Origin of the sequence: Kitasatospora sp. NPDC093679, from assembly GCF_040683455.1 — a bacterium.
GTDB classification, from domain to species: domain Bacteria; phylum Actinomycetota; class Actinomycetes; order Streptomycetales; family Streptomycetaceae; genus Kitasatospora; species Kitasatospora arboriphila.
In genome coordinates this window covers 25,751-51,435 of sequence record NZ_JBFBDW010000058.1, presented here as the reverse complement: position 1 = coordinate 51,435, position 25,685 = coordinate 25,751, and the positions used below count along the sequence as shown (strand labels likewise).

Here is a 25,685-nt window from a genome sequence, read left to right as displayed (position 1 = left end):
GCCGCCCCCCCCGCCGCCGTCCGTCCGGATCAGTCGGGGAGGCGGTCCAGGATCCATTCGCCGAGTTCACGCGTGACGGCGGTGTGTTCGGTGGTGGTGCTGGAACACAGGAAGTCGTCGAGGTCGCTCTCGGACGGGTCGAGGTCGTCGATGTCGGCGTACAGGGCCTTGTTGTCGTCGAGGTCGCGGATCGAGACCGCACTGACGGAGGGGACGAAGCAGACGTGTTCGTGGCGCAGGTCGACCTGGGCCCCGAACTTCTCGAGCATGTCGGCGAGGATGCCGTAGGAGCGCAGCGTGCCGCCGGGGGCGCCGTCGAGCTCGGGGAATCCGCTGGTGGTGACGGTCTTCTCGGCCTGGGGGAAGCGCCGCTTGAGTTCGGCGACGACGGCGTTGTCGCCCTGGGACTGGGCGTAGAAGGTGGTGCCGGGGTAGATCCGGTTCACGGTGAGGGTGATGTCGCCGGGCTCGACGGCGAGGCCGGTGCCGTCGCCGCGGCCGTTGGCGACGCCGATCAGGCGCGGGAGGCGCGGCCAGCCGCCGAGCCGTTCCAGCTGCTGCAGGAACTCGGTGCGCTCGGGGGCCACGCCGATCGTCCCGGTGGCGGGGTCGTAGTGCCGCCAGAGCATCTGCCGCGCGGCCGGGCTGTCCATCTGCCGCGCGAAGTCGTTGGGCACGGGGATGAAGTGGGAGAACGCCTGGAGCCCGATCGGGACGACACCGCCGCGGTGCGGGCTGTCGTACGAGAAGTACAACCGCGTGCGGTGGTCCATCCGCTGCATCTCCAGCCTCGCCAGGGCGTAGCGGGTGATGATGCCGCCCATGCTGAAGCCGCCGACCGTCAGCCCGGCGGAGCCCAGTTGCTCGGCGTTGGTCCGCATGATGCAGGCGATCGCGGCCTCGGCGTTGGCCGTGATGGAGGCGGAGCGCTCGTCGAAGCCGAGCAGGACGACGTCGCGCCCGCGGCTGCGGAGCTCGGTCAGGAAGGGGTAGTCGCGGTCGAGGCCGGCGTAGAGCCAGGTGAGGTCGCTGCGGCCGAGGTTGAAGCCGTCGGCGATGATCACGGGGTGGGTGATGCCCTGGTTGCGTTCGCCGTAGAAGACGTGGGCGAAGCCGTTGGGGAGCTGCCACTCCTCGTCGGGCGTGGGTACGGGGTACGGCAGCGGGGTGGGGGCGGTGGAGTCCAGCGGGGCCGCGAGGGTGAAGGCGCCGACGCTCTGCTCCGCCTTCTCGTCCTGGTCGGACAAGGGGTTACCTCCTTCGGGTACGCACGGGCCGCAGCAGCCGCGGGACGGGGCTGGGGACCGCAGGCCCGTGCGGGTGACGCCTGCATCATCGGACGGTGCGGAGCGGGGCGGCCGGTTCCCACGCGAACGGTTCCCCTCGACGGACGAATCATCAGCTGATCGCACAGCGCGGCGCCCGGGGCGGGCGCCCCCTGCCCACGGGGCACCCCCGGGGCCCGGTGCAGCCCCGGGTCACCGGCGCGGCGTCAGGTCCCGCAGCCCGTCGGCGAGGAGGGCGAACGCCTGTTCCGCGTCCGCGACGGCGCCCGGGTGGCGGGTGTCGGCGGGCGTGCCGGCGGCGAGGCGGGCGGCGTTGTCCTGCGCCAGCACCCACTGGACGCCCACGATCTGGACGGCGGCGAGGCGCGCCGTGAGCTCGGGGGTGCCGGCCGTCTCCTGCAGGGCCCGGGCGAGAGCCTGTTCGGCGCCGGCCTTGAAACGGTCCATCCGGGCGGCGAGGGAGGGCGCGTCCTGGATCATCCGGGTCAGCCGCAGCACGTGGGGGTGGTCGTTGAGTCCGGTGATCGGATCCCGTTCGTGCAGCCCGCGGAGGAAGTGCGCGCGCAGTTCGGCCAGCGGGGCGGTGCCCGGCGGGCGGGCGCGGACGACGCGGGCGGCCTCGGCCTCGTGGTCGGCGAGGCGGTGCAGCACGAGGTCTTCCTTGGTCGGGAAGTAGGCGAAGAGCGTGCGCTTGGACACCTCGGCCGCCTCGGCGACCTGGGCCACCGAGACCTGGTTGAAGCCGTGTTCGAGGAACAGGGCGATCGCCGCGTCGGAGATCGCCGCGCGGGTCCGCTGCTTCTTCCGCTCCCGCAGCCCTGGCGTGCCGTCCACGGCGACCAACCTAGCAGAGGGCTTCTCCCGGGATATTTCTGCACCTGGTATACATTTGCCCCGAGGCGAGAAACAGAGCGGAGCGAGGACCTTGACCGAGAACGAGACCGAGAACGGGACCGTCGACGAGACCTGGACCGCGGCCGGGACCGAGGTGGTCGTCGTCGGTGCCGGCCCGGCCGGGCTGGCACTGGCCTGCGAACTGGCCCTGGCGGGCATCGACACCCTGGTGCTGGAGCGGCTGCCCCGGCGCGTCGAGCAGGTGAAGGGCGGCGCGATCCAGCCCCGTACCGCCGAACTGCTGGAGCTGCGCGGACTGCTGGAGCCGGTCCTGCGCCGGACCACCCCCGGCGACCCGGTGGGCGGCCACTTCGCGGCCCTGCCCGTCCCCCTGGACTGCACGCCCTGGCAGACCCGGTACCCCTTCCCGATCGTGCTCCCCCAGTGGGAGATCGAGGAGGTGCTGGAGGAGCGGGCGACCGCCCTCGGCGCGCGGATCCTGCGCGGCACGGCCGTCTGCGCGGTCGACCAGGACGAGGACGGCGTCGTCGTCACGGCGGACGGGCTGCAGGTGCGGGCGCGCCACCTGGTCGCCTGCGACGGCGCGCACAGCACGGTGCGCCGACTCCTCGGCCTCCCGTTCCCCGGCCGGCCGGGAACCCACCGGGCGGTGCTGGCCGACATCCGCCTGTCGGCCGCGTCCCCGCTGGTGCCGCAGCAGCTCGGACACATGAGCACCCTGATCCGCCGCGCCGAGGACCACTGGGCGATGCTCGCCCCGCTCGGCGGAGACCGCTACCGCTTCACCTTCGGCCGCACGGACCGCACGGACCGCACGGACGGGACGGACCGCACGGACCAGGAGGACGCCTCCCGCGACTCCCCCGTCACCCGCGAGGAGATCGCCGAGGCGCTGCGGGCCGTGTACGGCGAGGAGACCGCGCTCGGCACGGTGGACAACTCCTCGCGGTTCACCGACGCCACCCGGCAGCTGGAGCAGTACCGCACCGGGCGTGTCCTGTTCGCCGGAGACGCCGCGCACGTCCACCCGCCGCTCGGTGCCCAGGGCCTCAACCTCGGCATCCAGGACGCCTTCAACCTCGGTTGGAAGCTCGCCGCCACCGTCCGGGGCCGCGCACCGCACGGCCTGCTGGACAGCTACCACGCCGAACGCCACCCGGTCGGCGCCCAGGTGCTGCACCACACCTCGGCGCAGCGCGTCCTCGCGGACCCGAACCCGAGCGAGGACGTGGCCGCCCTGCGCGACATCGTCACCGACCTGCTGCGCCTGCCCGACGCCAACCGCCACCTGGCCGGGCTGATGTCCGGCCTCTCCCTGCACTACCCGCCGCAGGACGGCCACCCGCGGCACCACCCGCTCACCGGTCGGCGCGTCCCGGACACCGAACTCACCCTCGGCACCGGCACCGTCCGACTGTCGGCCCTGTTCGCCGCGGGGCACGCCGTCCTGCTCGACCTCGCCGGAGCCGTCCCGGCCGGTCTCCCGCTCCCGCCGCAGGTCGACCTCGTCCGCGCCACCTGCACCGACGGGCCCGCTGCGGCGGCCGTGCTGATCCGCCCCGACGGCTACGTCCGCTGGGCCACGGACGGCACCCCCGCCGACGCGGACGGCCTGCTCGCCGCGATCGCCGGCCACCTCGTGCGGCTGCCCTGACTTCGTGCGGGGCCCGCTGACGGTGCGGCGCCCGCGGGCGTCGTCAGGCGCCCAGGGAGTAGCAGTGGTCCTCCGTCTGTTCCAGCCACCACCAGTCGTCGTCCTCCGCGGCGGCCGCCGCCTCCGGATCGATCCGCACGAGCGAGGAGCGGACGAAGGCGAGGAAGGCGTAGTGCTCGCCGAACCCGTCGTCGCCACGGGTCGCACGGCCCACCGACAGGCAGAGCGCCCAGTCGCTCATCGCGAGGCAGGCGGCGAAGGCGGTGAGCGAGGTGTTGACCGTGTCACCGTACGAGTCGACCACCCGGCCGGTGGCCAGGTCGAGCCGGAGGGCCGGCTCGCCGTGGACCTCGGCGATCACCAGGCGGCCGTCCGTGACGGTGAGTTCCTTCATGGCCCGGTCGGTGTCCAGCCAGCCCAGCGCCGAGATCCTGGGCAGCCCCAGCGTCGCCAGCGCCCGGGCCGTCGCCGCGTCGCCGGTCGCCGCGGCGAGCTGCCCGGGATCGGCGAGCACCACGCCGCTGTAGTACGTCTGCACGTCCTCGGGCGTGAGCCGTGCGGCGTCCCACCAGGCCTCCCGGGGCAGCAGGTTGGGTGCGGTCACCCGGTGGTGCGCGCCGGCGACCGCGTCCTGACCGGTGAGCGCGGCCGTGGGTGCGGGTGCGGCTGCCGGTGCGGCCGTGGCCGGCGGGCCGAAGTCGAACAGTGCGGCGCCGCTGTAGCCCGCGATCAGCACCCGGTCGCCGGGCAGCACCTGGATGTCGTCGTCGTGGGCCACCGGGTAGAGCGCGTGGACGGAGGCCGTTCCGGCCCGGGTGACGGTGACCTCGACCATCGAGTGGAGCGGGTCACCGGTGTCCAGCGCGGAGGCCACCGCGGCCGGCGGCTCCTCCTGCGCCGGTTCGTCCGGCGACGGCTCCCCGAGCGGGGCACCGTCCGCCAGGGCGTACCACCGGTAGGTGTGGTCGTAGCGCGACTGCAGGCAGACCTCGCTGCCACCCGCCCGGAAGCCGTGCAGCGCGACCGGGCCGGTCCAGCCCGGCGCGACGGTGCCGGTGTCCCACACCTCGATCGGCCGCCAGTGCGCCCACAGCACCCGCCAGGGCATCGCGAGGCCGAGGCCGTCCAGCCAGTCGGCGAGCGCCCGGTCACCCCGCATCAGGGCCGCGAACCGCAGCCTCGCCGCCCACTCCTCCGGTCCGGCCCCGTCCTCCGTCCCGTAGACCCGGGCGACCTCGGACAACGCCTCCCCGTACTCCGCCACCCGCGCCGGAAATCCGTCCGGCCGCCACGCCGTCGTCCCCATGCCCCGCTCCCCCGTTCCCCCTGATGATCTTCGACCATGAGCCTACGCCACCTCGCCGACAGCCCTCGGACGGCCGCCAACGGTGCGGCGCGCACCGGGATCACGGGCAGTGAACGCCCTGACGCGACCCTGCTATCACCTGCTATCTTCGGGGTATGGCGAAGACCCAGGTGAACCTCCGCATGGACGAGACCGTCGCCGAGATGGCCAGACACGCGGCCGAGACCCGGCGGATGCCCGTCAACGACTACGTGGCGCAGCTGATCCGGGACGACAACGAGAAGCTGCGCGAGGTCTTCCTGGCCGGTGCGCAGGAAGTGCTGGACGAGTACGGGGACCTGCTCGACGGGATCGAGGCCGCGTGATCCTCCACGTCGATCTCGCCTGGATCCTCGAGGTCGCCGAGCGTGCCGGGGTCGGGGACCCGGCACCGGTGGACTACGGGGTGGCGATCTCCGCGGTGGAGCGGCACCGGGCCGTGGTCGCCGGGCAGGAGGTCTACGACGGGCCGTTCACCCGGGCTGCGGCGCTCGCCCACACGCTCGGCCGGCTGCCGTGGCTGGAGCGTTCGAACCTGCGGGTGGCGGTGGCCGTCGCGCACGGCTACCTGCTGGCCAGCGGGGTCTCGGTCAAGCTCGACCAGGAGCGGGTGTCCGCGGTGGCCGAGGAGCTGAGGCGGCGCGGATCCACCGCGGCCGATCTCGCCGCCGTCCTCAGGACGTGGCTGGCCTGACGGGCGTCCGTCCGGCCACCGGGTGCCGACGGGTGAACCCGCGCGACGCGCGGCGCGCCTGCCCCCGTCCCGCCGGCCGCCCCGTAACGTCGGGGACGGAGGGGCCACCGCCCCTCCTGCGCCGGCCGGCCGCCCTGCCCCTACTCAGGTAGCGGCCCGGCCCGCGCCTCACCCTGCCGGGCGCCGGGTCGTTGCCGGCGGCCCCTCCTGCGCCGCCGTCCCTCAGCCGAAGCTGGCCTCGGTGAAGCAGCCTCCGCGTCAGGCGGCGGACAGGTCGATGCCGAGCACGGGCAGTCCGAGCTCGGCGAGGTACCCCGTCACCCGGCCCGTCCCGCAGCCGACGTCGGCCACCGGGCCCGGCAGGCCGGACGCCTTCACGAGGCCGGCGAAGCCGGTGATCTGCGCCCGGTCGAGCGGCTTCGCCGCGAGCTCGGCGCGGAAGTGGCCGGCGTAGTCGGCCGCGACGGCGTTGTAGGAGTCGCGGGTGGCGCGCAGGAAGTCCGGTTCGGTCACGGACGAGCAGCCTACCGGGCGGCCGGTTTGCGGTGGGGTGGACGGGATAGGCGCGCCCGTGCGACGGGCTGCCGTGCCGGCGGGTGCATCCGACGGCCGGCGGCGCGACCCGCCGACGAGCGGGTGCCGGAAGACACGCTGTCTCGTCCCGGTGCCGTGTCCGGTCGTCGGACGCGGGTGGGCGAGCACGTCCGGCACGCCGCGGAGAGGAGTCATCGTGGCAGGTCCCGTGCTTCCCCCGAAGGCGCCGGCGCCGCCGGTCTCCCCCGCCCCACCCGCCGTCATCGCCGATCCGGGCGCCCTGGGCCTCGCCGCGTTCGCGATGACCACCTTCGTGTTGAGCTGCTTCAACGCCTCGCTCGTCAACGAGTCCGTGGTCGCCGTGGTGCTGCCGCTGGCGCTGTTCTACGGCGGCATCGTCCAGATCCTCGCGGGCATGTGGGAGTTCCGGCGCGGCAACACCTTCGCCGCGACCGCGTTCGCCTCCTTCGGCGCGTTCTGGCTGGCGTACTGGGGGTTCGTGGAGACCGTGGTGCCCCACCTGCTCCGGGTCCACCAGCTCTACCAGGCGACCGGGCTGTTCCTGCTGGCCTGGACGATCTTCACGGTCTACATGACGGTGGCCGCGCTGCGGACGACCGTCGCGGTCCTCTCGGTGTTCGTCACGCTGAGCCTGACGTTCCTCTTCCTGACCGTCGGCGCGTTCGCCCGGTCCGACACCTGGACGGAGGTCGGCGGATGGGCCGGGCTGGTGACGGCGGTGGTCGCCTGGTACGCCTCGTTCGCGACGGTCGCCAACGCCACCTTCAAACGGACGCTGCTACCGGTGTGGCCGCTCGCCGGCCCTCCCGCCGCGGCGGCCCCGGGGAGTGGCGATGAGTGAGCGGACGCTGGCCAACCTGTCGCACGAGGAGCGCCGTTTCCCGCCCCCTCCGGAGCTCGCCGCGGCCGCCAACGCCACGGACCGGACGGTGCGCGAGGCGCAGCAGGACCGGCTCGCCTTCTGGGCCGAGCAGGCGGGCCGGCTCAGCTGGGCGGAGCCGTGGACGGAGGTCCTGGACTGGTCGCAGGCGCCGTTCGCGCGGTGGTTCGTCGGCGGTCGGCTGAACGTGGCCTACAACTGCGTGGACCGGCACGTCGAGGCCGGGCACGGCGACCGGGTCGCCTTCCACTGGGAGGGCGAGCCCGGCGACACCCGGACGATCACCTACGCGGAGTTGAAGGACGCGGTGTGCCGGGCGGCCAACGCGCTGGCGGAGCTCGGGGTGGCGGCCGGCGACCGGGTGGCGATCTACATGCCGATGATCCCGGAGACGGCGGTCGCGATGCTGGCGTGCGCCCGGATCGGGGCGCCGCACACCGTGGTGTTCGGCGGATTCTCCTCGGAGGCGCTGAAGGACCGGATCGTCGACTGCGACGCCCGGGTGGTGATCACCGCCGACGGCGGGTACCGCAAGGGCTCCGCGGCGGCGCTGAAGCCCGCGGTCGACCGGGCGGTGGCCGAGTGCCCGGGGGTGCGCAACGTGCTGGTGGTCCGCCGCACGGGTCAGGAGGTGCCGTTCACGGCGGGTCGGGACCTGTGGTGGCACGAGCTGGTGGGGCGGCAGTCGGCGGAGCACGAGGCGCAGCCGTTCGACGCCGAGCACCCGCTGTACATCATGTACACCTCGGGGACGACGGCGAAGCCGAAGGGCATCCTGCACACCTCGGGCGGTTACCTGACGCAGGTGGCGTGGACGCACTGGGCGGTCTTCGACCTGAAGCCCGAGCGGGACGTGTTCTGGACGGCGGCGGACATCGGCTGGGTGACCGGCCACTCGTACATCGTCTACGGCCCGCTGGCGAACGGCACGACCTCGGTGATGTACGAGGGCACCCCGGACACCCCGCACCGGGGACGCTGGTGGGAGATGGTCGAGAAGTACCGGGTGAGCATCCTCTACTGCGCGCCGACGGCGATCCGGGCGTTCATGAAGTGGGGCGAGCAGGTGCCGGCCGCGTTCGACCTGAGCAGTCTGCGGATCATCGGCTCGGTGGGCGAGCCGATCAACCCGGAGGCGTGGATCTGGTACCGGCACAACATCGGGGGCGACCGGTGCGCGGTGGTGGACACCTGGTGGCAGACCGAGACGGGTGCTCAGATGCTCAGCCCGCTGCCGGGGGTGAGCACCTGCAAGCCGGGGTCGGCGCTGGGGCCGCTGCCGGGTGTCGGTGCGGACGTGGTCGACGACCACGGCGATCCGGTGCCGGACGGCGCGGGCGGCTACCTGGTGCTGACGGAGCCGTGGCCGGCGATGCTGCGCACGGTGTGGGGCGACCGGCAGCGCTACCTGGACACCTACTGGTCGCGGTTCCCGGGGCTGTACTTCGCCGGGGACGGCGCGAAGCGCGACGAGAACGGCGACATCTGGCTGCTCGGCCGGGTGGACGACGTGATGAACGTGTCGGGGCACCGGATCTCGACCACGGAGGTGGAGTCGGCGCTCGTCTCGCACCCGAAGGTCGCGGAGGCGGCGGTGGTCGGTGCGGCGGACGAGGCGACCGGCCAGGGCATCGTGGCGTTCGTGATCCTGCGGTCCGACGCCGGCGGGGGCGGCCCGGAGGTCGCCGGCGAGCTGCGGGCGCACGTCGCCCGGGAGATCAGCCCGATCGCCCGGCCGCGGGAGGTCCTGGTGGTGCCGGAGCTGCCGAAGACCCGCTCGGGCAAGATCATGCGCCGGCTGCTGCGGGACGTCGCGGAGCACCGCAGTCTCGGTGACGTCACCACCCTCACCGACAGCTCGGTCATGGAGCTGATCCGGGATCAACTGCCCGCGTCCGGCGGCGGCGAGGGCGAGGACGAGGACGGACGGTAGGCACGGCTGAGGCCGTGCCCTCCGGGGGAGGGCCACCGGGACGGCCGGTCAGTCGCAGGTGGCGCCGGAGGCCCGCCAGGTCTCCGGGTCGACCATGGCGGTGGGGGCGAACGCCTCGGCGGGGAAGGGCCTGCCGCTGCGCACCTTGTCGTACATGGTCTGCACGGCGAGGGCGCCGACCTCCCGGCCGCTGATCGACAGGGCGGCGCGCATGGCGAAGCGCTCCCCGTGTTGCCATCCCCGGCAGGCGAGGTAGCCGCCGAGGCCGACCCCGATGACGTCGGCCTCGGCGACGCCGGCGGCCCGCAGTGCGGCGATGCCGCCCTCGACGTTCTCGTCGTTGCAGCCCCACACCACCCAGTGCTCGGGGTTCCCCGCCTCCGCGGCCGTGGTGGAGGCGACGGCGCTGCGGGCGCCGTCCGGCGTGTTGTCGGTGCTGACGTTCAGGGTGCGGACCTGGCCGCCGTCCCGGAGGAACGCCAGCTTGGCGGCGTCGATGCGCTCGCGGCAGACGCTGAGGTCCATCCGCGCCGCGGCGACGATCCTGGTGTCGGCGGCCTTCCAGCCGGTCGTGCGGTACTCCTGGGCGGCGCGGCGGCCGACGGCCTCGCCCATCCGGCTGCCGCTGAAGCCGACCCTGGGCACGAGCTTCTGCCGGGCGCAGACGCTCGGGTCGTCGAGGTCGGCGCAGATCTGGTCGTCGGAGGCGAGCAGTTCGATCCGGGCGTCGTACGCGATCCGCACGAGTTGCGGTCCGAGCGCCGGGTCCGGCACCGCCACGACCACGCCGTTCGCCCCTCGGGCGGCGGCCGACCGGACGGCGTCGAGGGTGCGGGCCGCGTCGGTGCCGACGTCCACCACGTCCAGGTCGACGCCGAGTTCGGAGGCCCTCGCCCGCGCCCCGGCCGCCTCGTCCCGGAAGTACTGCTGGTCACCCTGCTTCTGGATGTAGGCGACGGAGATCCGCGCCGTCCGGTGCATCTCGGGGCCCTGGGTGGTGCAGGCGCCGAGCGTCGCGATCGCGGCGAGGACGGCGACGGTGCACGAGGGCGTGGACAGGAACGGGGGACGGGACATGGGCGGCCTCGGGGCGGTTCTGGGCTCCCCCGTCCACGGCCCCGACCACGGCCCGGGCGGCGGACGTGGGCGGGACGTGAGCGGGACATCGGCGTGGAGCGCGGGACGGTTCGACAGCAAGAACGCGGCAGGGGTGCGTCAGGGAACGCGCGGGCGCGCGGGCCACCCGGCCGGCGGACCGGTGCGGTTCTTGACGCGGCGTCCGGGGCTGCGGTGTGATGATGCCGCGCGTTCGATTCTGTTGGTGTGTGGGGTTTTCTGATGGAGCGACGCCGCGCCCGCACCGTCGGCTGCCACCGGTCCGGGCACACCGCCGGCGTGGCACGTCCGACTCGTCCCCGGGCGCGCCGCGCCGGCGGCCCTTCCCGGGCGGTCGACCCGTCGCCGCGCTGTCCCTGGTGCGTCGAACCCACGTGCCGAGGTCGTGCCGTCCTGCGCCACGGGCGCCTGACCGGTGGCACGGCCCACCGCCTCGCAGGAGTCTTCTCCGGTCCCGCTGCGACGCGTGAGTCCCGGGGTGACGCCCCAGCGCATGGTGTGCCGGGCGCCCGGTTCCAGGGCGACGATCGAGGTTCCGTCGACGACGTCGAGATGATGTTCTCGCGGCACGCGGAGCGGATCGCGGCCGATCAGCCCGACACGCTCGTCCACACCCCGCTGTGGGCCGCGGTCGAGGCGCACATCCGGTCGGAGGGAACCCACCTGCCCTCCTTCTACCTCTTCCTGGCCGTCGCCGGGATCATCGGGGCCGTCGGCATCATGTCGAACTCCCGGATCCTCATCGTGGCCGCCACGGTGGTCGGTCCCGAGTACAACGCGATCGTCAGCGTCGCCCTGGGCATCGACCGGGGCAGCCGCCCTCGCCATCGTCGTGCCGCTGGGCTTCTCGGCGCTGTCGCGGGCCCTGGACCAGGAGTCCGACGCGTTCAAGCACGGCCTGCGACCGAGGCGTTCGGCACGGGGCCCAGGAGCACGAGCGTGTCGTCGGCCGCCGGAACGACGTCCCGGGCCTCGGTGACGGGTTCGAGTCGGCCGTCGGCCCGCACGACGAAGAGCAGCTCGTGGCCCGGGGGGAGCGGGTCGGCGGCCGGCCGCACGACGAAGCGCGCGCCGAGCTCGTGGCGGTCCTCCAGGACGCTCCGGACGAGGCCGGGGCCGAAGAGGACGCCGCCGCCGGTGTACGGGGCGACGATGCCCTGACCTCCGGGGTGCGGGCCGACCCGGTACACCGGACCGTCGAGGCTGTCCTGCACGACCACCGAGGCGAGCGCGTTCAGGTCGTCGTCGTCCGTGAGCAGCAGCGCGGTCGTGACGCCCTCCAGGCGGGCCCCGGGGTCGGTCGCCGTGGCCAGGAGCTCCCCCGGGGCCAGCTCCATCCCCGCCTCCCTGATCCGGTCCCGCTCCCGGGGCAGGCCGGCCCACATGAGCACGTCCAGGCCAGCCGCACGGAGCGACCGCGCGAGGTCGATCACCCACGGTGCGCCGCCGACCAGCAGGGGCCGTGAGCGTGCCGACTCGCCGACCCCCAGCCGTGCGGCGACCGGCCTGACGGTCAGTGCGTAGACCAGGACGGTTCCGACGATCACCAGGAAGGTGACCGGCAGGATCTTGTCGGCGCCCGCCAGGCCCCGGTGGACGAGCGAGGCGGAGAACGTCGCGGCGGTGGAGGCGGCGACGATGCCCCGGGGCGCCATCCAGCCGATGACGGCGCGCTCCCCGGAGCCGACGTCCGTCCGGGCGGTCGCCACCACGGACACCAGCGGCCGCACCACCAGGACGAGCGCCGCGGTCAGCGCCAGCGACGGAAGCAGCACCGACGCGACGGACTTCGGCGCGACCGAGGCCGAGATGGAGATGAACAGCAGGCCGATGACCAGTTGGACGACCGTCTCGAAGAACGGGCGGCGGGCCGGCATGTCGAATCCGGGCAGGTTCGCCACCCCGATGCCGGTGACGATCGCCGCGATGAGCCCGGTGTCGTCCAGGACGATGTCGCAGCCCGCCGCCACCGCGACGACCGTGGCCAGTTGCGCGAGCGTGCCGAGCGTCCCGCCGAGCCGCAGCTTGCGCAGGGTCAGCCACAGCACCGCGACGCCGACGGCGCCGCCGGCCAGCCCGACGGCCATGCTTCCGAAGAACAGGCCGACCCGGTAGCCCTCCTTGTCCTGCAACCGGACGATGAGGTGGAAGACGACGGCGCCGAGGATGCCGCCGAGGGGGTCGACGAGGGTCCCCTCCCAGGTCAGGACGGAGCGCACCCGGTCGGCGAGCCTGGCATGCTCGAGCAGCGGACCGACGACGGTCGGCCCGGAGACGACGAGGATGACGCCGAGCATGAGCGCCACGGCGACCGGAACGTCGAACAGCGCGACGACCAGCCCCAGGCAGGCTCCGGCCGTGATGGGGATCCCCAGCACGATCAGCCGGGTCACCACGCTCCTGGTCTCGCCCTTCATCTGCTGCGGATCGAGTCCCAGCCCCGCGTCGTAGAGGATCACGGCCACCGCGAGCGACACCAGGGCCGTGAAGTCGGGTACCAGGTTGTCGGGGCGGACCACCTTGGTGAGGGCCCCGGCGGCGAATCCGACGGGCAGCAGCACGATCAGCGACGGGACGTGCAGCTTGCTCGCCAGGATCTGGGAGCCCACTGCCAGCGCGACGGTCAGCGCGGCGCCCAGGAGGATCTGCTCCTGGGTCACGACGGGCCCGCCCCTCCCGGCCGCGGAGAAGGCCCGGGGCCGATCCGGTCCCGTACACCCGCCGCTCCCCCGGCCTCCCCGCGCCCGGGGCGGTGGACGACCGCGCCCGCCGTCAGGCGCTTCCGGGCGGACGCCACCGGCTCGCACGGACCGCCGCACCGGGCCGGACGGGCAGGAGGCACGTCGTCGGTCACCGTCCCCACAGCTGGCTCCCTCCTCGCTCCGCGCCCGGCCGCGTCTGAAGTCCGGCCGCCACACAATCACCGTGCACGGGAGGCTGCGCGCCGGAAGGGCCGTCCTTGCGCCACCCGGTCGACGGCGTTCCACCGCTCCGCGGCGCGTCGCCCCACCCCGCCCTCCGGGAGCCCGCCGATCCGCCGGAACGGCGCCGAGCGGCCCCGGGCGCGGATCCTGACGCACGAGTGGGCCCTGTCGGCCCCGGCCCGGCCGCGCCGGTTCCCGGGCCTGCCCGGGCCGCGGCGCGGCACCGATGCGGTGCACGGCCGCTTCGCAGCGGGTGCGGTCGTCGGGGGTCCCACCAGTGGGTGCGGAGGCGAGCAGCGGGCTGCGGCGGTCGCAGGCCGACGGTCCCGGACCGGACGGCCCGTCCGCCGTGGCACCGGACACGGCTCGACCGCCGCCCACGACCCGTCGGTCGGCTCATGACGACGCGGCACGCACCGGGCCACGACACACCCGCTCTGCGGACACGCCATAGGCTCGGCGGGGCGGTGGCGGGCGTCGTCGCCGGCCGGTCGGCGGGAAGGGTGTGGCGGCGGTGCTGGACAGGCTGGATGCGGCGCTGGTCCGCGAGCTGCAGCGGGACGGGCGGGCGAGCTACCAGCGCCTGGCCGAGCTGCTGGGGGTCTCGCGGGAGGCGGCGCGGGCGCGGGTGCACCGGCTGACCTCCTCCGGCGCGGTGCGGGTGGTGGGGATCGTCCGGCCGTCGGTGGTCGGGATCACGGCGGTCGCGCATGTGTCGCTGGCGGTCGAGGGCCCGGCGCGGCCGGTGGCCGAGGCGGCGGCGGCCCGGCCCGCCACGTCGTTCGTGTCGTGCACGGCGGGCGGCGGCGCGGTGGTGGCCGAGGTCCGGGTCGCGGACGACCGTGCGCTGGAGCGCGAGTTCACCGCGCTGCGGGGCGTCCCGGGGGTGCACGGCATCGAGGTGTTCCGCTGTGCGGAGCTGCTGCGGGACGCGTACTCGCCGCTGCCGGGCGGCCCGGCGGCGCCGCGGCCGGCCGAGGGGCCTCCGCCGCCGGTCGACGAGACGGACCGGGTGCTGCTGGGCCTGCTGCAGGTGGACGGGCGGGCGTCGTTCGCGGCGCTGGCGGAGCGGGTGGGGCTGTCGCAGCCGGCGACCCGCGCCCGGGTGCTGCGGCTGCTGGAGTCGGGGGCCGTGCACGTGACCGGGCTGGTCGCCTCGCAGGCGCTCGGGGTGCGGGAGGCGGTCGGCGTGGGGCTGGGGGTGCGGGGCGCCGCCCGGGAGGCGGCCGCGCTCGCCGTCGGACTGCCGGGGGTGAACTACGTGGCCGCGGGCCACGGTCGCTTCGACGTGGTCTGCGGGGTGGACGCCGCGGACCGGGCGGCCCTGCTCGGCGCCCTGGACGCACTGCGCGCCCTGCCGGGCGTGGTCCGCGCCGAGTCCTGGTACCACCTCGACATCGTGAAGGAGACGTACAGCTACGATCTCCCGGCCTGACCGGTGGATCGATCGCCGCAAGCACTACCCGTTTACGAATCGCAGGATCAGAGGCGAATTGCCTGCGGAAATGTATCCGCAGGTCATTGACGCGGTGTTTTCGCCGGGCATTGAATGACCGGCGCCCCCCTCTCCCCCACCCTGTCGGGACGGCTGATGTCCAGATCCCCCCAGAGCGGCGTCGCCGCGCTGCCCCGCTCGCTCGGCGTCTTCGGCGGCGTCCTGCTGACCCTCTCCTGCGTGACCCCGGCCTCCTCGCTGTTCATCGTGGTGCCGCCGCTGCTGCAGACCCAGGGCAGCGGCACCGTCCTCACCCTGCTGATCGCCGCGCTGCTCTCGCTCGGTGTCGGCTTCTGCTACGCGGAGCTCGGCACGCTCGTCCCGAGCGCCGGCGGCGAGTACTCGATCGTCGGGCAGCTGCTCGGCCGGCTGGCCGGCTGGCTGGTGTTCGTGATCTCGGTGGTGTCGCTGCTGGTGATCCCGCCGATCATCGCGCTCGGCACGGCCGGCTACCTGTCCTCGGTGGCCGCCCTCGACCCGGCGGTCACCGGGGCCGTGGTGATGGCCCTCGCCGTCGCCGTCGGCGTCCTGGACATCAAGTCCAACGCGCTGATCACCGGCCTCTTCCTCGGCCTGGAGGTGCTCGCCGCGGCCGTGGTCAGCGTGCTCGGGCTGACCCACGTCCACCGGCCGCTGGGCAGCCTGGTGCACGCCGTCGTCCCGGACGGGCACGGCGGCACCGGACCGTTCACCGCGGGCCTGCTGGTCTCGGGCCTGGCCGTCGCCCTGTTCACCTACAACGGCTTCGGCACCGCCGTCTACCTCTCCGAGGACCTGCGCGACCCCCGCCGCACGGTGGCCCGCACGGTGCTCTGGTCGCTGCTGGCCGGCGTGCTGCTGATCACCGTGCCGGTCGCCGCGATCTGCCTGGGCGTCGACTCGCCGGACCGGCTCGCCGAGGGCGACCTCGTCGCGATCGTCGACTCCTGGGCGGGCAGCACCGTCGGCACCTTCGTCAGCCTCTGCATCGCCGCCGCCGTCCTGAACGCCGTCATCGTCATGGTGCTGCAGAACGGCCGGGTGCTGTACGCCTCGGCCCGCGACCGCACCTGGCCCGACCCGGTCAACCGGGTGCTCGGCTCGCTGCACCCCCGCTGGGGCTCGCCGTGGGCCGCGACCCTGGCGATCGGCCTGCCCGGGGTGGTGCTCGCCCTCGCGGTGCCGATCGACGCCCTGCTCGGCTTCACCGGCGTCGTGGTCGCGGTGATCTACCTGCTGCTCGGGTGCGCCGCGCTGACCGCCCGGCGCGCCCGCCACCGCGCCGTACCCGCCTGGCGGATGCCGCTCTGGCCGGCCGTGCCGCTCGTCACCATCGCCGTCCTCGGCTACTCGCTGACCCGGCAGACCGGCCGCGACCTGCTGATCACCGGCGGCGTGCTGCTCGCCGGCACCTGCTACTGGTTCGCCTACCTGCGTCCGCGCAGCGCCACCCACTGGGTGCTCAGCCTGCCCGCCGACGTGGTCGGCGACCCCGACGGCGCCGACCCCGGCACCCCCGATCCCGACGGCACCGGGGGCGCCGCCGCCCCGCTGAACGGGGCCCGGCCGTGACCCGCCCCGCCGACCTCGTCCTGTACAACGCCCACGTGCACACCGTGGACGACGCCCGTCCGCACGCCGAGGCGGTCGCCGTCCGCGACGGCCGGATCGCCTGGGTCGGCGACGGCGACGGCTGGCGGGCGTTCACCGGCCCGGACACCGAGGCCGTCGACGCCCGCGGCCGGCTGGTGCTGCCCGGGTTCGTCGACAGCCACAACCACGTCCGGCTGGGCTCCGACGCCGACTGCGTCCAGCTCGCCGGGGCCGGCACCCTCGACGAGATCGGCGCACGGATCGCCGACCGGCTGCGCAGCCACCCCGACGCCGCATGGATCGAGGGCGAGGCCTTCGACTACTCGGCGATCCCCGGCGGCCGGATGCCCACCGCCGCCGACCTGGACCGCTTCACCGGGGACCGGCCGGCCTTCGTGCTCAGCTACGACGTGCACACCGCCTGGCTGAACACCGCGGCGCTGCGCCGCCTCGGCATCGACCGGGACACCGCGCAGACCGCGTACGGCACCGTGCGGAAGGACCCGGCGACGGGCGAACCGACCGGCTTCCTCACCGACTTCGCGGTGCGCGGGCTCTCCCGGGACGGCCACCGGGCGCTTCGGGCGGCCGGCGTGCCCTGGGCGGACCCGGACCGGCAGTACCGGCGGCTCGCCGGCAGCCTCGACATGGCCGCCCGGTACGGGATCACCACGGTCGTGGAGCCGCAGAACTCCCTCGACGACCTGCCGTTGTTCGAGCGGGCGCTCGCCGAGGGCCGGCTGCGGTCCCGGCTGGTCGCCGGGCTGTTCCACCCGCGCGGCACCACCCCGGAGGACCTGGCGGCGTTCGCCGCGGCCGCCCGGCGCCACGCCTCCGACCGGTTCCGGGTCGGGCCGCTGAAGCTCTACATCGACGACGTGGTGGAGCCGCACACCGCGGCCCTGCTGGAACCGTACGCCGGCCACCACGGCCACCGCGGGGGGACCTTCTACCCGCCGGAGGAGTTCGCGGAGGTGCTGGCCGGGCTGGACGCGGCCGGCTTCCAGGCCTTCGTGCACGCCACCGGGGACCGCGGGATCCGCACCGTGCTGGACGCGGTGGCGCACGCCCGGGCCGTCAACGGGCCGAACGACGCCCGGCACCAGGTCGTCCACGTGGAGTGCCTGGACCCGGCCGACGTGCCGCGCTTCGCCGAACTCGGCGTCGTCGCCTGCATGCAGCCGCGGCACTGCTCGCCGGACATCGCCGGCCCCGGACGGGACTGGGCCGAGGCGGTCGGCGAGCACCGCTGGAACAAGGCCTGGCCGATGCGCAGCCTGCACGAGTCCGGCGCGGTGCTCGCGCTGTCCAGCGACTGGAACGTCGCGGAGATGGACCCGCTGGTCGGCCTGTACACCGCGGTGACCCGCCGCGGCCTGGCCGGCGGCGAGCCGTGGATGCCGGAGGAGAGGCTCGACCTGGCGACCGCGCTGCGCGGCTACACCCTGGGCAGCGCGTACGCCGTCCACCTGGAGCACGAGCTCGGCAGTGTCGTCCCCGGCAAGCTCGCCGACCTGGTGATGCTCTCCGACGACCTGTTCGAACTGGAACCGAAGGCGTTCCTCGACGCCCGGGTGGAGCTGGGCGTGCTCGGCGGCGAGGTCGTCCACCGGGCCGCCTGACGGTCCGTCGCCGATAGGTGCGGCCCGCACCCCCTCCCCCGGGGTGCGGGCCCGCGGCCTGCCGGTCCGGGCTACGGGTCGAGCCCGGAGGACTCCGACCGGGGGCCGGCGTCAGGCGGGCAGGCCGATGGCGCGTTCGCCGCTGCGGCGCTGCTGGATGACGACGGCGATGACCAGCAGGGCGCCCTGGGCGACGTTCTGCCAGAAGGAGTTGATGCCTTCGACGGTCAGTCCGTTCTCCAGGCAGCCGAGCAGCGCGACGGCGAGCAGGGTGCCGCCGATGCCGCCCTTGCCGCCCTTGAGGGCGCAGCCGCCGAGGGCGGCGGCGGTGATGGCCTTGAGTTCGAGTCCTTCGCTGCCGGAGGTGGGCTGGCCGCTGCCGGTGCGGGCGGTGAGCAGGATGCCGGCGACCGCGGCGACGGTGCCGATCAGGGCGTAGACGGCCACCAGGTACTTGTTGATGTCGATGCCGGCGAGCCGGGCGGCGGTGTCGTTGCCGCCGATCGCGTAGACGTTGCGGCCGATGTCGGTGTACTTCAGCAGCAGGTGGACGGCGAGCGCGGTGACGATGAGGATCCACACCATGACGGGCAGGCCGGCGATCCTGCCGCGGCCGAGGAAGACGAAGACGTCGTCGTTGAGGACGTAGCCCTGGGCCCGGCCGTTGGAGATCAGCTGGGCGACTCCCTTGTAGGCGGCGAGGCCGGCCAGGGTGGCGATGGTCGGGTTGACCCGGCCGTAGACGATGACCAGTCCGTTGAGGAGGCCGATGAGGACGCCCGTGCCGACGGCGGCGGCCATGCCGGCGAGGGCGTTGGAGCCCGCCGACGTGAAGGCCATCGCGCTGACCACCGAGGCGACGCCGGCCTGGGAGCCGACGGAGATGTCGAGGCCGCCGCAGATGATGACGACGGTCTGGACGACGGCGAGCAGGCCGGTGATGGTGGCGGCCTCGGCGATGACCTGGAGGTTGGAGATGCTCAGGTAGTTGTCGTTAAGCGCGCCGAAGAGGGCGAGGACGACGACCAGTGCGCCGATCAGGCTGAGGTTCTGCCCGCCGACGGAGGCGAGGACCGCGGCGGGGTTGCCGCCCTTGCGCGTCCCGGTGCTGCCGGTGCCGGCCGGCGGGGTGTCGGTGGTGGTGCTCATGCGGCGGCTCCAGGGGTGGCGGGGGCGATGTCGTCGGCCATCGCGAGGCTGAGGACGGCCTCCTCGGTGGCGTCGGCGCGGTCGAGTTCGCCGGTGATGCGGCCGTTCTGCATGACGACGATGCGGTCGGCGAGGCCGAGGACCTCGGGGAGTTCGGAGGAGATGACCAGGATCGCGACGCCCTCCGCCGCGAGGTCGGCGATGATCCGGTAGATCTCGGCCTTGGCCCCGACGTCGATGCCGCGGGTCGGCTCGTCCAGGATGAGCACCTTCGGCCTGCGGGCGAGCCAGCGGGCGAGGACGACCTTCTGCTGGTTGCCGCCGGAGAGCTTGCGGACCTCGTGCTCGATGGAGGGGGCGCGCACCCGCAGCCGGTCCGCGTACTCCTGGGCCAGCTGCCGCTCCGCCGAGCGGCGCACGAAGCGGAAGCGGCGCAGGCGTTCGAGGACGACGGTCGAGGTGTTGTCGCGGATCGACCGGTGCAGGAAGAGGGCCTGGGCCTTGCGTTCCTCGGGGGCGAGGCCGAGTCCGGCGCGGATCACGGCGCCGGGCCGGCCGGTGGGCAGCGGCCGCCCGTCGAGGGTGACGGTGCCGGAGCGGACGGGCAGGTCGCCGGCGAGGGCGAGGGCGAGCTCGGAGCGTCCGGCGCCGATGAGTCCGGCGAGGCCGACGACCTCGCCGGCGTGGATCCGCAGGTCGATGTCGCGGACGTCGTCGGTGGTGAGGCCGCGGACGTCGAGCACCAGGCGGTCGGTGGCGACGTGCGGGCGGGAGAACACGGCGGACAGGTCGCGGCCGACCATGAGCCGGACGAGTTCGCCCTCGCTGGTGGCGGCGGCGTCCTCGATGCCGGCGAGCGCGCCGTCGCGCAGCACGGCGATGCGGTCGGCGAGTCGGAAGATCTCCTGCATCCGGTGGGAGACGTAGACGACGGCGACGCCGTCCGCGCGCAGCCGCCGGATCAGTGCGAAGAGCGCCTCGACCTCGTGCTCGGAGAGCGAGGAGGTGGGCTCGTCGAAGGCGATGACCTTGGCCTCGCCGGTCAGTGCCCGCATGATCTCGACCAACTGGCGCTGGGCGGGGGTGAGCTCGGAGCCGAGCAGGTCGGGGTCGAGGACCTTGTCGAAGCCGAGGCGTACGAGGTCGGCGGTGATCTTGCGGCGCAGCTCGGCGCGGTCGAGGCGGCGGCCGGCGGCTCGGGGCAGCGCACCCACGTAGACGTTCTCGGCGACGGAGACGTGCGGGACGATCTCGGGTTCCTGCGGGATGATCCGGATGCCGGCGCGGTGGGCGTCGGTCGGCGAGGCGAGCTGGACGGGTGCGCCGTCGACGAGGACGCCGCCCCCGGTGGGCCGGTGGTCGCCGGTGAGGATCTTCAGCAGGGTCGACTTGCCGGCGCCGTTCTCGCCCATCAGCGCGGTGACCCGGCCGGCGGGGAAGTCCAGGGTGACGTCCGACAGGGCCTGCACGGCGCCGAACCGCTTGGAGAGGTTCCGCACTCCGGCGCCGCCCGGGGCCGGGGCGGTGGGCGGACGGGGATCCGGCTTCTCGTCGTGGGCTCGGCTCATGGGGTCACCTTCGTTTCGTGCGGGGAGGGTTCGCGGAGCTGCGCAAAGGAGGGGCCGACGCCGGCCCGGCCCTCGGACGTACCGGGGATCGACCGGCGGGGCGTCAGCTGCAGCTGACGCCGGCGGACTTCCAGGTGGTCGGGTCGACCATGGTGGTGGGCGCGAACGCCTCCTTCGGGAAGTCCTTGCCGTTCTTGAGCCGGTCGTACATGGTCTGGACGGCCAGCGCGCCGACGTCCTTGCCGTTGATGAACAGGGCGGCCTTCATGCCGGAGGGCTTGCCGCCGCTCCAGTCCTTGCAGGCGAGGTAGGCGCCGAGGCCGACGCCGATGACGTCGCCGGGGCCGATGCCCGCGTTCTCCATGGCGGTGACACCGCCCTGGACGTTCTCGTCGTTGCAGCCCCAGACGACCCAGTGCTTGACGCCCGCGTTGGCGGTGACCGTCGCGGCGATCTTGTCCTGGGCGCCGGTGGGGGTGTTGTCGGTGGCGACGTCGATGTTCTGCACCTGGGCTCCCGACCCGGCGGCGAAGGCCTCCTCGGCCGCCTTCACCCGGTCGCCGCAGACGGTGACGTCCTGCTTCCAGGCGGAGACGATCCGGGTCTCGGCCGGGTTCCAGCCGGCCTTCTTGAACTCCTCGGCGGCGCGCTTGCCGACCTCGGTGCCCATCTGTCGGCCGGAGAAGCCGATCCGGGCGACGAGGTCGTCCTTGCTGCAGGCCGCCGGGTCGGGGCCGGTGGCGCATATCTGGTCGTCGGAGGTCAGCAGCGCCACCTTGGCGTCCCGGGCGGCCTGGACGACCGACGGGCCGACGGCGGGGTCGGGCACGACGATGATGATGCCGTCGGTCTTCTGCGCGACGGCGGACTGCACCTCGCTGACGGTCTTGTTGGCGTCGTTGCCGAGGTTCACCACCTTGAGGTCGATGCCGAGTTCGGCGGCCTTGGCCTTGGCGCCCGCGGCCTCGCCCACGAAGTACTCCTGGTCGCCCTGCTTCTGCAGGTAGGTGAGCGAGATCCTGCCGTTCACCGGCGCCGTGGGGCCCGCGTCGCCCTTCAGCGACTCCTGCCCGGTGGAGCAGGCGGTGGTCAGGCCGAGGGTGAGCAGCAGGCCCGCCGCGGCGGCGGCACGGGTGGTGGTGCGGAACATGGGAGCTCCTTCGGGCATGCGCCGGCGGCGGCGCGGCGGGTGCGCTCGGGCCGCCGCAGCAGACGTCCCGAGTTCCATCAAGAACAAACACGTTCAAACGGTATGCAACATATGACACCCGTGTTGCATGGCACCGTCAAGGGGGCGGGATCGTCGAGACCAGCTTGTGACCATGGAGCGGACGGCTGCGCCTTCGTTCCGTCACCTCTCTTTCTCAGCTGCCAAGTTGACGTTGCGTCCCGGCCACGGCCCGCGGCGCCGGTCGGCGGTGCTGCCCGCGCTCCGGGACCGGCCCTGGCAGGATGGCGCCATGGAACGTGTGCTTGGAATCGGTGGGTACTTCCTGCGGGCGGCCGACCCGGCGGCCATGAGCGCCTGGTACCGCGACTGCCTGGGGCTGGACGCGGACGAGTACGGCCTCTGGCAGCAGGAGGCCGGGCCGACGGTGTTCGCGGCGTTCGACTCCGGGACGGACTACTTCGGGTCCCCCACCCAGCAGACCATGCTCAACTTCCGGGTCCGCGACCTGGACGCGATGCTCGCACAGCTGCGGACCAAGGGCGCCGACGTGTCCGGGGAGACCCAGGAGATGGAGGGTGTCGGCCGGTTCGGCTGGGTCACCGATCCCGAGGGCCGCCGGATCGAACTGTGGCAACCCGCCTGAGCGGGCACCCGTGCGAGGCGGGCGGGACCCCCGGGCCGGTGCCGCAGGCGAACGGCGCGTCAGGTGGTGACGATCGCCGCGGGTTCGAGGCCGTAGGTCCGCGCGTAGCCGTTCTCGGCACGTACCCGGAGACCCGGGTCGAGCAGTTGGTCGGTCTGCGCATGGTCGCGGCCGTCCGGCCCGGACATCCGCTCACCGAGGGGCCGCTGACCCCGGCCCGGCTCGCCGCCGCGGAGCACGTCGTGGTCAGCCGTCGCGGCCGGTTCACCGGCCCCTCGACACCGCGCCGGCCGAGCTCGGCCTCCGCCGGCGGGTGGGCGTCGTCCTCCCGGGCCGCCTGGCCGCGATGGCCCTCGCGGCCCGCAGCGACGTCGTCTGCCTGGTGCCCGCCCGCGCTCCCCGGCGCCGCGCCCTCGCCCCTCACCCCCGACGCCGTCGCCCTCGGACTGCACCTGCTCGACCTCCCGCTGTCCCTGCCGCCGGTCACCATCGGCATGGCCTGGCACCCCCGGCACACGGCCGACGGAGGCCACCGCTGGCTCCGGGACGCCGTCCGCAGGGTCCTCCGTCCGCCGGCGGCGGCGCCGGGGGCCGCCGTGGTGGACGGGGCCGACGCCGGGTGGGCCGCGGAGGAGCGGCCGGGCGGAGCCGGTCCCGCCGCGGGTGGCGGGACCGGTCGGGGTTCCGGTCAGACGCAGGTCAGCCGGGGTGCGGCCCAGTCCGCGTGGTCGTAGGTGTTGCCGTTGTCGGCGGCTCCGACCTCCAGGGTCAGTTCGTAGGCGCCGGTGAGCGGGGCGTCGAGGTGGACGGCGCCGCCGGCGCCGGTGACCGTGCCGCTCCCGGCGACCTTCACTCCGTCGGCGAGGACCTGGAAGGTGACCGAGCCGTTGGAGCCGACCTCGTCGTCCACACCGGCGTCGGTGCTCAGGGCGGTGCACCGGCCGCCGAGGTAGTAGGTGACGGTGGAGGTGGCGTGGACGCCGAGGCCCTTGGCGTAGGCGGTGCCGCCGACGGTGAGGGTCCGTCCGTCACCGGCCGCCGCCTCGCCGTTGCTGCGGTCGTGCTCGACCGGGCCCCAGCCGTTGAACGCGGCGGTCCACGCCAGGTCGCCGAGGGCGTGGGTGCCGGGTGCCGGCGCCGTCCCGCAGCCGATGCGGGCGCCGGCCCAGTCCGCGTGGTCGTAGTCCTTGCCGTCGCCGGCGTCGGTGACGACGAGCCGCAGGTCGCTGCCGCCGGTGAGGTCGGCCGTCAGCCGCAGGGCCGGGTCGGTGCCGCGGCGGATTCCGCTGTCGGCCACCAGAGTGTCGTCGCGGTAGACCTGGAAGACCGCGGATCCGTTGCTGCCGACCTCGTCGTCGATGCCGACGTCGACCACCAGTCCGGTGCAGGTGCCGCCGAGGTGGTAGCGGACGTCCGAACCGGCGTGCACGCCGAGGCCCTTGGCGTAGGCGGTGCCGCCGACGGTGAGGGTCCGTCCGTCACCGGGTGCGGTCTCGCCGTTGCTGTGGTTCCGCTCGACCGGTCCCCAGGCGTTGGCGGGCGCGGTGGACCAGGCCAGGTCGCCGAGCCAGTGGAGTCCGGTGGGCAGCGCGGTCGGCGCGGCGGGCGTGACCCGGAACATCACCGTGCCGTGCGAGGGGACGGAGGCGCTGATCGCGCCGGTCGTGGTGGTGGTCTGCTTGGACCAGAGGTCCTTGAGGGTGTACGAGGCGGCGCCGCCGATGCCGGCGGCCGCGGCGGTCGTGGCGACCGTCCTGGTGGCGGCGGTCTCGTTGGTCAGGGTGACGGCGCGGCTGCCGTCGGCGAGCGGCTTGCTCATGACGACCAGTCCGTCGCCGGAGGAGATCACGGCGCCCTGCCGGCCGAGCGGGTCCTGGTCGACGGCGATGACGTCGGCGTTGGTGAGGACGGCCATGGTCGCGGCGCCGGCGGTGCGCAGGTCGGAGCCGATCAGCAGCGGCGCGGCCATCTCCGCCCAGAGGCTGAAGTGGGTGCGGTACTCGGTGTCCGTCATGCCGCCGTTGCCGACCTCCAGCATGTCGGGGTCGTTCCAGGCGTTCGGGCCCGCGTAGGGGGCGAGGGCCTGGTTCTCGTGCGCGATGGAGATCATGCTCGACCAGGAGTCGGAGATGTCGCCGGTGGTCCGCCAGGAGTTGCCGGTCTCCTGGGCCCACGTCCAGGGCCGGCTGCTGCCCCATTCGCAGATGCTGTAGAGGATGGGGCGGCCGGTGGCCTTCAGGGCGTCGCCCATGGCCTTGTACCGCTGCTTCGCGTCGACGCCCTGGTTGTTGCAGTTGTCGTACTTCAGGTAGTCGACGCCCCAGGACGCCCAGAGGTTCGCGTCCTGCTGTTCGTGGCCGAGGCCGCCGGGGAAGCCGAGCCCGTCGCAGGTCCTGGTGCCGGCGCTGGAGTACAGGCCGAACTTCAGCCCCTTGGCGTGCACGTAGTCGGCGACCGCCTTGATGCCGTTCGGGAAGCGCACGGGGTCGGGCACGAGGTCGCCGGCGGCGTCGCGGGTCGGCATCGCCCAGCAGTCGTCGAGGTTGACGTAGGTGTAGCCGGCCGCCTTCAGCCCCTTGGAGACGAAGATGTCGGCGATGCCCTTGACCATGGCCTCGTTGAACTCGGCGCGGCAGTGCGTGGAGTTCCAGTTGTTGAACCCCATCTGCGGGGTGACGGCCTGGGAGTTCTGCAGCGCGGCGGCCGGGGCGGCGCCCGCCACCTCAAGGCCGACCAGCGCGGCGGCGCCCAGGGTGCCGCCGCCGCACAGCATGGCCAGGGTGGTGGCCACTCCGACGGCCCGGTGTCGGATCTTGTGGGGGATCAGGGTCATGCATGGCCTCCGGGACGCGATCAGCACACAAAAGCACTGAATCCAACGGAATCGAGCAGTTCCGAGCGTCGGCCCGTTGACTCCCGGTTGTCAAGAGAATCCGCAGTCCGTGAGCGGACTCCACCAGCCTTGCTGCACAAGGAAGTCGGCTGGTTCTCGACTAGTGCCGCCCCCGCGGCTGCCCCGGGCGGATCGCCGTGCGACCTGACGGCCGGTCAGCGCGTTGTGAGAGGTGCCGAACCGGCACAGCTTTCCTCAGGGGGATTCCATGAACGACTCCGTTTCCGTGCACCGCGCCCCGCTCCTCGGCGCGGCGGCCGCCTCGCTCCTGTTCGCACTCACGGCCTGCGGCTCGCCCGAGCCCGCGCCCGGCCGGGCGGAGCCCGCTCC

The 25,685-nt window shown here is 73.9% G+C and carries 20 protein-coding genes and 1 pseudogene; 10 read left to right on the top strand and 11 right to left on the bottom strand.

The features are described 5' to 3' along the window. Positions 1–29: 29 nt before the first annotated feature. Together AB0O09_RS32620 and AB0O09_RS32615 are read right to left on the bottom strand one after the other, a co-directional pair. Positions 30–1,247: a hypothetical protein gene (locus AB0O09_RS32620; protein WP_363548156.1), complete on the bottom strand. Its 1,218-nt coding sequence runs from the start codon at positions 1,245–1,247 to the stop codon at positions 30–32. A gap of 231 nt (positions 1,248–1,478) precedes the next feature. After that, complete coding sequence (locus tag AB0O09_RS32615) at positions 1,479–2,120, bottom strand: helix-turn-helix domain-containing protein (protein WP_363548153.1); 642 nt, start codon at positions 2,118–2,120, stop codon at positions 1,479–1,481. Positions 2,121–2,211: 91 nt separating this feature from the next. Between AB0O09_RS32615 and AB0O09_RS32610 the strand changes: the two genes are divergently transcribed. Then, positions 2,212–3,795, top strand: a complete 1,584-nt coding sequence (locus AB0O09_RS32610; protein WP_363548150.1) for an FAD-dependent oxidoreductase — start codon at positions 2,212–2,214, stop codon at positions 3,793–3,795. Positions 3,796–3,838: 43 nt separating this feature from the next. Here AB0O09_RS32610 and AB0O09_RS32605 read toward each other — a convergent pair whose 3' ends face one another. Further along, positions 3,839–5,101, bottom strand: coding sequence for an SUKH-4 family immunity protein (locus tag AB0O09_RS32605; RefSeq protein WP_363548147.1), 1,263 nt, complete (start codon positions 5,099–5,101; stop codon positions 3,839–3,841). Positions 5,102–5,256: 155 nt separating this feature from the next. Here AB0O09_RS32605 and AB0O09_RS32600 point away from each other — a divergent pair, with 155 nt between their 5' ends. Then, the gene (locus tag AB0O09_RS32600) at positions 5,257–5,466 is read left to right on the top strand and encodes a hypothetical protein (protein WP_363548144.1); all 210 of its coding nucleotides are present in this window, start codon (positions 5,257–5,259) and stop codon (positions 5,464–5,466) included. Further along, positions 5,463–5,834, top strand: a complete 372-nt coding sequence (locus tag AB0O09_RS32595) for a fic family toxin-antitoxin system, toxin component (RefSeq protein WP_363548141.1) — start codon at positions 5,463–5,465, stop codon at positions 5,832–5,834. Before AB0O09_RS32600 ends, AB0O09_RS32595 begins: the two co-directional genes overlap by 4 nt. A 258-nt stretch (positions 5,835–6,092) precedes the next feature. Here AB0O09_RS32595 and AB0O09_RS32590 read toward each other — a convergent pair whose 3' ends face one another. Beyond that, positions 6,093–6,347: a methyltransferase domain-containing protein gene (locus AB0O09_RS32590; RefSeq protein WP_363548138.1), complete on the bottom strand. Its 255-nt coding sequence runs from the start codon at positions 6,345–6,347 to the stop codon at positions 6,093–6,095. Between the two features lie 217 nt (positions 6,348–6,564). On the opposite strand from AB0O09_RS32590, the gene AB0O09_RS32585 reads away from it, so the two are divergent. Then, the gene (locus tag AB0O09_RS32585; protein WP_363548135.1) at positions 6,565–7,230 is read left to right on the top strand and encodes an acetate uptake transporter; all 666 of its coding nucleotides are present in this window, start codon (positions 6,565–6,567) and stop codon (positions 7,228–7,230) included. Then, a complete protein-coding gene (gene acs, locus AB0O09_RS32580) occupies positions 7,223–9,202 on the top strand; it encodes an acetate--CoA ligase (protein WP_363548132.1) in 1,980 nt (659 codons plus the stop codon). The genes AB0O09_RS32585 and acs overlap by 8 nt, the downstream gene beginning before the upstream one ends. 48 nt (positions 9,203–9,250) lie before the next feature. Here the strand turns inward: acs and AB0O09_RS32575 are convergent, their stop codons facing one another. After that, positions 9,251–10,279, bottom strand: a complete 1,029-nt coding sequence (locus AB0O09_RS32575; protein ID WP_363548129.1) for a substrate-binding domain-containing protein — start codon at positions 10,277–10,279, stop codon at positions 9,251–9,253. Positions 10,280–11,205: 926 nt separating this feature from the next. After that, entirely contained in the window at positions 11,206–12,978 is a 1,773-nt protein-coding gene (locus tag AB0O09_RS32570; RefSeq protein WP_363548126.1) for a cation:proton antiporter, read from the bottom strand. A gap of 778 nt (positions 12,979–13,756) precedes the next feature. Between AB0O09_RS32570 and AB0O09_RS32565 the strand changes: the two genes are divergently transcribed. The 3 genes from AB0O09_RS32565 to AB0O09_RS32555 all read left to right on the top strand — a co-directional run bounded on the left by AB0O09_RS32565 (position 13,757) and on the right by AB0O09_RS32555 (position 17,931). Next, complete coding sequence (locus AB0O09_RS32565) at positions 13,757–14,677, top strand: AsnC family transcriptional regulator (protein WP_363548123.1); 921 nt, start codon at positions 13,757–13,759, stop codon at positions 14,675–14,677. Between the two features lie 156 nt (positions 14,678–14,833). Beyond that, a complete protein-coding gene (locus AB0O09_RS32560; RefSeq protein WP_363548120.1) occupies positions 14,834–16,288 on the top strand; it encodes an APC family permease in 1,455 nt (484 codons plus the stop codon). Next, a complete protein-coding gene (locus tag AB0O09_RS32555) occupies positions 16,285–17,931 on the top strand; it encodes an amidohydrolase (protein WP_363548118.1) in 1,647 nt (548 codons plus the stop codon). Before AB0O09_RS32560 ends, AB0O09_RS32555 begins: the two co-directional genes overlap by 4 nt. A gap of 111 nt (positions 17,932–18,042) precedes the next feature. On the opposite strand, the gene AB0O09_RS32550 is transcribed toward AB0O09_RS32555, so the two are convergent. The 3 genes from AB0O09_RS32550 to AB0O09_RS32540 all read right to left on the bottom strand — a co-directional run bounded on the left by AB0O09_RS32550 (position 18,043) and on the right by AB0O09_RS32540 (position 21,798). Then, positions 18,043–19,080, bottom strand: a complete 1,038-nt coding sequence (locus AB0O09_RS32550) for an ABC transporter permease (RefSeq protein WP_363548115.1) — start codon at positions 19,078–19,080, stop codon at positions 18,043–18,045. Next, positions 19,077–20,648 carry a sugar ABC transporter ATP-binding protein gene (locus tag AB0O09_RS32545; RefSeq protein WP_363548112.1) on the bottom strand — a complete coding sequence of 524 codons (1,572 nt, stop codon included), beginning with the start codon at positions 20,646–20,648 and terminating at the stop codon, positions 19,077–19,079. Before AB0O09_RS32545 ends, AB0O09_RS32550 begins: the two co-directional genes overlap by 4 nt. A gap of 103 nt (positions 20,649–20,751) precedes the next feature. Beyond that, positions 20,752–21,798 carry a substrate-binding domain-containing protein gene (locus AB0O09_RS32540; RefSeq protein WP_363548110.1) on the bottom strand — a complete coding sequence of 349 codons (1,047 nt, stop codon included), beginning with the start codon at positions 21,796–21,798 and terminating at the stop codon, positions 20,752–20,754. Positions 21,799–22,108: 310 nt separating this feature from the next. Between AB0O09_RS32540 and AB0O09_RS32535 the strand changes: the two genes are divergently transcribed. Next, positions 22,109–22,462 carry a VOC family protein gene (locus tag AB0O09_RS32535; RefSeq protein ID WP_363548107.1) on the top strand — a complete coding sequence of 118 codons (354 nt, stop codon included), beginning with the start codon at positions 22,109–22,111 and terminating at the stop codon, positions 22,460–22,462. 59 nt (positions 22,463–22,521) lie between these two features. Here AB0O09_RS32535 and AB0O09_RS32530 read toward each other — a convergent pair whose 3' ends face one another. Next, positions 22,522–22,650: a hypothetical protein gene (locus AB0O09_RS32530; protein WP_363548159.1), complete on the bottom strand. Its 129-nt coding sequence runs from the start codon at positions 22,648–22,650 to the stop codon at positions 22,522–22,524. On the opposite strand from AB0O09_RS32530, the pseudogene AB0O09_RS32525 reads away from it, so the two are divergent. After that, positions 22,588–23,031 (top strand): annotated as a pseudogene (locus AB0O09_RS32525) (LysR substrate-binding domain-containing protein); the annotation flags it as partial. The gene AB0O09_RS32530 and the pseudogene AB0O09_RS32525 overlap by 63 nt on opposite strands. Before the next feature lie 119 nt (positions 23,032–23,150). Here the strand turns inward: AB0O09_RS32525 and AB0O09_RS32520 are convergent. Then, entirely contained in the window at positions 23,151–25,295 is a 2,145-nt protein-coding gene (locus AB0O09_RS32520; RefSeq protein WP_363548104.1) for an NPCBM/NEW2 domain-containing protein, read from the bottom strand. Between the last annotated feature and the right edge of the window lie 390 nt (positions 25,296–25,685).